Raw genomic sequence first — 4,119 nt, 5'->3', positions numbered from 1 at the left:
TGAATAGTATTCGCGGCTACGGATTTGCAAACCGGCGGTATCGAAGGCGCGGAAAATCATGCCGTTGGGGTGGAACGCCAACGGTTTGCGAATCATCGCCAGGTGTTGTTTTTCAATGAACGGGATGCTGTGTTCGCCGAGCAGATTCAGGCGTTCACTGCCACGAATCTGTAGCAACCGCTCAGCCACGGTTTCAGTGTCGACGGTGTCCGGGTGCTCGCCTTCAAGACCCAGCAACACGGCTTTGTCACTGCCATGGCCTTTGCCGGTAGCGCCCAGCGAGCCATACAGCTCGACCTTGATGCTGGCCGTGCTGGTTAATAAATTATCGCGGCGTAGACCTTCCGCAAATCGCGCTGCGGCACGCATTGGGCCAACAGTGTGCGAGCTGGAGGGCCCGATGCCGATCTTGAACAGGTCAAACACGCTCAGTGACATGGTGCACTCCGGGTTTTTGTTGTTGTGCGTGGTCTCAGGTACATAGCGTCAAGCAATTCGCGAAGGCGGTGTGTCAGTCACACCGCCACAGTAGCCCCATCGAAATCAAGCGTCCTGATAGCTCTCGATCGACGGGCACGCACAGATCAGGTTGCGGTCGCCAAACACGTTGTCGACGCGGCCCACGGGCGGCCAGTATTTACCGTCGATCAACGAAGCCACCGGGTACACCGCTTGTTCGCGGCTGTACGGGTGAGTCCATTCGCCAACGATTTCGGCTGCTGTGTGTGGTGCGTTTTTCAACGGGTTGTCGTCTTTGTCCAGCGCACCGCTTTCCACTGCACGAATCTCTTCGCGGATGTGGATCATGGCGTCACAGAAGCGGTCCAGTTCTTCCTTGGATTCGCTTTCGGTCGGCTCAATCATCAAGGTACCAGCCACCGGGAACGACATGGTCGGCGCGTGGAAACCGAAGTCGATCAGGCGCTTGGCGACGTCATCAACGCTGATGCCGCTGCTGTCCTTCAGTGGGCGCAGGTCGAGGATGCATTCGTGTGCGACCAAGCCGTTGCTGCCGGAGTACAGCACAGGGTAATGCTCCTCCAGACGGCGCGAGATGTAGTTGGCATTGAGAATCGCCAACTGCGAAGCGCGCTTGAGGCCAGCACCGCCCATCATGCGGATGTACATCCAGGTGATCGGCAAAATGCTCGCGCTGCCAAACGGGGCTGCGCTGACTGCACCGACTTTGCGTTCCATCTTGGCGTGGCCCGGCAGGAATGGGGTCAAGTGCGATTTGACGCCAATTGGGCCAACGCCTGGGCCGCCACCGCCGTGGGGAATGCAGAAGGTTTTGTGCAGGTTCAAGTGCGACACGTCGCCGCCGAACTTGCCCGGTGCGCACAGGCCGACCATCGCGTTCATGTTGGCGCCGTCGATGTACACCTGGCCGCCGTTGTCGTGAACGATGCCGCAAATTTCGCGGATGCCTTCTTCGAACACGCCGTGGGTCGACGGGTAGGTGATCATCAGCGCGGCGAGGTGTTCGCGGTGCTCGATGGCTTTGGCGCGCAAGTCTTCGATATCGACGTTGCCGCGTGCATCACACGCCGTTACAACCACGCGCATACCTGCCATGTTGGCAGTCGCCGGGTTGGTGCCGTGGGCGGAAGACGGAATCAGGCAGATGTCGCGGCGTTCGTCGCCACGGCTCTGGTGGTACGCACGAATCGCCAGCAGGCCGGCATATTCACCCTGAGAGCCAGCGTTCGGCTGCAACGAAATGGCGTCGTAACCGGTGGCGGCGCAGAGCATCGCTTCCAGTTCGTCGGTCAATTGTTGATAACCAGCACTCTGCTCGGCAGGCGCGAACGGGTGCAGGTTGCCAAACTCGGCCCAAGTGATCGGGATCATTTCGCTGGCGGCGTTAAGCTTCATGGTGCAAGAGCCCAGCGGGATCATGGTGCGATCCAGTGCCAGGTCTTTGTCCGCCAGTTTGCGCAGGTAGCGCATCAGCTCGGTTTCGGAGTGATAGCGGTTGAACACCGGGTGGCTGAGAATCGGCGACTGGCGCAACAGCGCGGCAGGCAGCTTCGATTCGACGCTGTCAGCCAGCGCCTTGAAGTCCGGCAGGCTTTGCCCACCTGCAGCAAAGACCTGCCACAGCGCTTCAACGTCAGCCTGTTGAGTGGTTTCGTCGAACGACAGGCCGAGGCGCTGGGCGTCGATTTCACGCAGGTTAATCTGTTGCGTGCGGGCCTTGGCGTGCAGAGTCGCGGTGTCCGCGCCGGTCACCAGGGTCAGGCTATCGAAAAAGGATTCCTGCTCGACATTCAAACCCAACTGGCTCAGGCCTTGGGCGAAAATCGCGGTCAACTGATGGGTGCGTTTGGCGATTTGCGTCAGGCCACGCGGACCGTGGTACACGGCGTACATGCTGGCAATATTCGCCAGAAGGACCTGCGCGGTGCAGATGTTGCTGGTGGCCTTTTCGCGGCGGATATGTTGTTCGCGGGTTTGCATGGCCAGACGCAACGCAGGCTTGCCATGACGATCAACCGACACGCCGACCAGACGGCCCGGCATGTCGCGTTTGAATGCGTCGCGGGTAGAGAAGTAGGCCGCATGCGGGCCGCCGAATCCCAGTGGTACGCCAAACCGTTGTGCGCTGCCAATGGCCACGTCTGCGCCGAACTCACCCGGCGGGGTCAACAAGGTCAGGGCCAGCAGGTCAGCCGCTACGGCAACCAGTGCGTGGGCTGCGTGGAAACGCTCTACCAGGTCGCGGTAGTCGAACACGTCGCCATTGCTGGCGGGGTACTGCAGCAGTGCGCCGAAATATTCGCCGACTTCGGTCAGTTCGCGTTCATCCGCGACCACTACCGTGATGCCCAGGGGCTCGGCACGGGTGCGCAACACGTCGAGGGTTTGTGGGTGGCAATGGCTGGAGGCGAAGAACAATTGGCTGCTTTTGTTCTTGCTTAGGCGTTTGCAGAAGGTCATGGCTTCGGCAGCGGCGGTGGCTTCATCGAGCAACGAGGCATTGGAGATCGGCAGGCCGGTCAGGTCGCTGATCAGGGTCTGGTAGTTCAGCAACGACTCCAGGCGACCTTGGGAAATCTCTGGCTGATACGGCGTGTAGGCGGTGTACCAAGCTGGATTTTCCAGCAGGTTGCGCAGGATAGGCGCCGGCGTGTGAGTGTTGTAGTAACCCTGACCGATGTACGTCTTGAACAGCTGGTTTTTGCCGGCGATAACTTTGATCGAGGCCAAGGCATCAGCTTCGCTTTGCCCAGGGCCCATGTCGAGGACGCTGGTGCCTTTGATGCTTTCAGGGATGACGGCGGCGCTCAACGCTTCCAGGGAATCGAAACCCAGGAGGGTGAGCATGGCCTTTTCGTCAGCCGGGCGCGGGCCGATGTGGCGTGCGATAAATTCGTTGGCGGTGCTCAACTCGATACGGTCAGTCATGTCTATTCCTCAGGCGTCGGCGTTGGCTTTGATCAGGCGGTCATACGCGTTTTGGTCGAGCAAGCCGTTGATGGCGTTAGCGTCTTCAGGAACGAAGCGGAAGAACCAGCCTGCACCGGCCGCATCTTCGTTAACCAGCTCTGGGGTGGCGTCGAGCACCGTGTTGACTTCAACCACTTCGCCATTGAGGGGCATGTTGATGCTGCTGGCGGCTTTAACCGACTCAACCACCGAGACTTCGGCGTGTTGAGTGTAGGCCTGCAGTTCCGGGAGTTGCACGAACACCACGTCGCCCAGCGACTCTTGCGCGTAAGGGGTAATGCCGACCGTGACGCTGCCGTCTGCTTCGGCACGTAACCATTCGTGATCGACCGTGAATCGCAACTCGCTCATAAAAACTCCTCAAAGACGCAAAAGCCCGTGATCCGCACGAACGTAATGCGGAATACATAGCAAGTTTGCGGCCAAGGTTAATTAATCGAGTTAAATCAATGATTTAAGGGGTTTTGAGTTCGACGTGGATTTCAGTGCTGTAGCGAAATCGCTACAGCGGAAACACAATTGAAAATGCTTATAGGATCAGAGCCTTGCGGTCGGCGGTGTGCAGGGGGTTGTAGCGATATCGTTCCGCTGTATTGGTTTCAGTACAGAAAACCCCGCCATTGCCCAAGTCGCTGCAAAACCTGTGGGAGCAAGCTTGCTTGCGAAGGC

At 58.9% G+C, this 4,119-nt stretch carries 3 protein-coding genes; all 3 read right to left on the bottom strand.

Going from position 1 to position 4,119, the window contains the following annotated elements:
* The coding region (locus M0974_RS22075) for a serine dehydratase beta chain (protein WP_297841722.1) at positions 1 to 438 on the bottom strand (438 nt) is incomplete at its 3' end.
* Between the two features lie 105 nt (positions 439 to 543).
* Positions 544 to 3,408, bottom strand: a complete 2,865-nt coding sequence (gene gcvP / locus M0974_RS22070; RefSeq protein WP_297841720.1) for an aminomethyl-transferring glycine dehydrogenase — start codon at positions 3,406 to 3,408, stop codon at positions 544 to 546.
* A 9-nt stretch (positions 3,409 to 3,417) separates the two neighbouring features.
* Complete coding sequence (gene gcvH / locus M0974_RS22065) at positions 3,418 to 3,801, bottom strand: glycine cleavage system protein GcvH (protein ID WP_297841717.1); 384 nt, start codon at positions 3,799 to 3,801, stop codon at positions 3,418 to 3,420.
* Positions 3,802 to 4,119 lie beyond the last annotated feature (318 nt).

It is taken from the genome of Pseudomonas sp. (assembly GCF_026224925.1).
Taxonomy (GTDB): Bacteria; Pseudomonadota; Gammaproteobacteria; order Pseudomonadales; family Pseudomonadaceae; genus Aquipseudomonas.
Note: the sequence above shows the minus strand (reverse complement) of the source record. Positions and strands in the feature narration are given on the sequence as shown.

Coding starts and splice junctions, on each gene's coding strand:
- gcvP (WP_297841720.1), bottom strand. CDS start 3,408: ATGACTGACCGTATCGAGTTGAGCACCGCCAACGAATTTATCGCACGC.
- gcvH (WP_297841717.1), bottom strand. CDS start 3,801: ATGAGCGAGTTGCGATTCACGGTCGATCACGAATGGTTACGTGCCGAA.